Source organism: Flavihumibacter solisilvae (assembly GCF_000814475.1).
GTDB classification, from domain to species: domain Bacteria; phylum Bacteroidota; class Bacteroidia; order Chitinophagales; family Chitinophagaceae; genus Flavihumibacter; species Flavihumibacter solisilvae.
The window spans coordinates 1-2,933 of the sequence record NZ_JSVC01000061.1 but is presented as its reverse complement, the minus strand read 5'-3'; the positions used below and the strand labels follow the sequence as shown (position 1 = coordinate 2,933).

1 protein-coding gene is annotated in these 2,933 nt (G+C 49.5%); it reads left to right on the top strand.

The genetic code is table 11. The features are described 5' to 3' along the window. The coding region (locus tag OI18_RS23425; RefSeq protein WP_160290289.1) for an Ig-like domain-containing protein at nucleotides 1-2,933 on the top strand (2,933 nt) is incomplete at both ends.

Below are 2,933 nucleotides of genomic sequence, written 5' to 3'. Positions count from 1 at the left end.
ACAATCGCAGGCCTGGTGGCAACAGGTACTGACCTGCAATGGTATTCTGTAAGTTCAGGAGGATCGGTGTTAGCCCCGCAAACCGCGCTGGCTACCGGAACATACCATGTTAGTCAGCGTATTAACGGTTGTGAAAGTTCCAGGAGGCCTGTTACGGTTACCGTGAATACTACACCGACTATTTCGGTTAGTGCTGCTTCGCCAACAATATGCAGCGGCACGAGCACTACTCTTACTGCCAGTGGTGGCGCAACTTATTCCTGGAGTCCCGCGACCGGTTTATCTTCAACAACAGGAACTTCCGTATCAGCAAATCCTACAGTCACTACAACCTACACGATTACCGGAACTGCAGCTAACGGGTGTACGAATACAGCAACGATTACAGTTACGGTGAACGCGCCGGCTACAGTAACAGCGGGTGCACCATTTACGGTGTGCCAGTCTGCTACTCCTACTCCAATAACTTTATCGGGTGCCGGAATTGGCGGTGGTGCAACAACCGGTGCCTGGTCTATAGTTTCAGGAGGAGGCGCTTTGAGCAGCACTTTGCAGACTGCAAATCCGGCAATCGTCACATATACTCCGGTAGCCAATGCGACTCTTCCTGTTACGCTCAGGCTGACGACAAATGATCCGGCAGGCCCATGTGCAAGTACAAATAACACTGTTGTAATATCCTTCAATCCGATGCCAACTGTTGCAGCGATAACAAGCCCTGCTACTGTGTGTGCCGGATCCAGTATTAATGCGACCAATACCACACCTGGTGGAACCTGGTCGACCAGTAATCCGGCAATTGCAACAGTCAACGGAACAGGAGTTGTAACGGGAGTTGCAAGTGGAAATGTCGACATTTTATACACGGTTACCGGCGCGAATGGATGTACGCGCCAGGTTGTAAGAGCAATCATCGTAAATCCGAGGCCTGTATTAACCGTTCCCATTCCGGCTGCGTTCTGTAGTGGTAACAGTGTAACGTTAACTGCCAGCGGTGCAAGTACTTATGCATGGAGCCCGGCGGAAGGATTGTCGATCGCCAGCGGTGCAACCGTGATAGCTACACCGAACGTCACAACTACCTATACCGTAACTGGCACAAACAATGGATGTACCGGGTCAACTACCGTTACGACAACGGTGATCCAGGGCCCCGAGGGAAGTTTGTCTTCAACGCCACCTGTATGTTATGGAAACAACGGTGGTACGCTCACGTTATCAAATAATACAGGATCAATCCTCAGGTGGGAATCTTCAAATAATGGCGGTGCGAGCTGGACAAACATCAGCAATACATCCACGACGTTTACTTATTCCAACCTGACGCAGACTACAATTTATCGGGCAGTGCTCTCTTTGAATGGATGTACTGATTATTCTTCAACAGGAATTGTCCCCGTAAATCCATTGTTTGTTCCGACTGTGACAACAACGCCCTCAGTGATCTGTATTGGTGAGTCAGCAGTATTGGCTGCAAGCGGCTATGGGCAACCACCATTTCCTATTGAAGATTTCTCCAATGCGAACCCGGCCGGGTGGAGCGGAAATGAAGCAAACAATAACAATGAAGATCCAGACAGTGACTGGGGAGAATCCGGGAGTGGAAAGATCTTTAATGGGGTGACATACCGTTCCAATGCGCCGCCGACGAATACTAAATTCATGATCATTACCGGAACCACTGATGGTCCAGGTAATACAGGCTCATTAGTTACAGCGCCTTTCAGCCTCGTCGGAACAGTTAATCCTATTTTCAACTATCACACTGCATTAAATTTCAATGCGGGAACCAGCGGTGCAGTAGAGGTCTCTGTAGATGGAGGAGCAACTTATATAACGTTAAAAACATATACCGGTCCGGTAAATGTTGGAAATCCCAATAATGGGTGGATCCAGGAATCAATAAATTTAAGTGCATACATCGGGCAATCCAACGTGAGGGTGCGGTTCCGTTACACAGGTACAGCGGGTAGTAACTGGGCAGTAGATAACGTTGGGGTTGCTTCAACTTTTCAGCCTGTAACCTACCAGTGGTCGCCGCTCAACGACATGAATCCGTCGCCGGGAAATACACAATCGGTGACGATTACTCCGACTACCTCAGGAACATTTCCATATTGTGTAGTGGCAACATCTGCAGTTGGATGTGCCAGTCCTTCTGTTTGTACAAATGTATTGGTGAACCCATTAGCGACTGTTAATGCAGGAGCGCCTGTCGTCGTATGCCAGTCTACTACCCCTGCTGCTATAACGTTGTCTGGCGCATCAATTGGCGGAAGTGCAACGACGGGTGCCTGGACAATTACTTCAGGAGGTGGAACTTTGAGCAGCGGCTCTCAGACAGCAAATCCGGATATCGTAACATATACTCCGCCAGCAAACTTTAGTGGAACGGTTACACTTACACTGACTACGAATGATCCGGCAGGGCCATGTGCAGCTGTTACTGCAACCAGGGTCATTACGATTAACCAGGCGGCCACTGTCGCAGTTGGCGGTCCATATTTGATTTGTCAATCTTCCAATCCTTCTCCAATAACTCTTGCGGGTTCTGGTATAGGAGGTGGTGCCACTACAGGTGCATGGTCGATTGTTTCGGGAGGGGGAACATTAAGCAACCTGGCTCAGACTGCCACGCCGGGTGCTATCACCTATACACCGGCAGCTGGTTTCAGTGGGACGGTGGTATTGTCTTTGATTACTAATGACCCGGACGGGGCCGGTCCATGTGAACCTGTAAGTGCAACAGTAACGGTTGTTGTAAATCCACTTCTGGTTGCAACATCAGCAGGCAGCAACGCGCTTTGTTTTGGAACAGCAACAGGATCAGCAACTGTGAACGTGAGCGGCGGCACCGCACCATTTACCTATAGCTGGAACACTTCACCGGTACAGACAACTGCCACTGCATCTAATCTTATCGCTGGAACTTA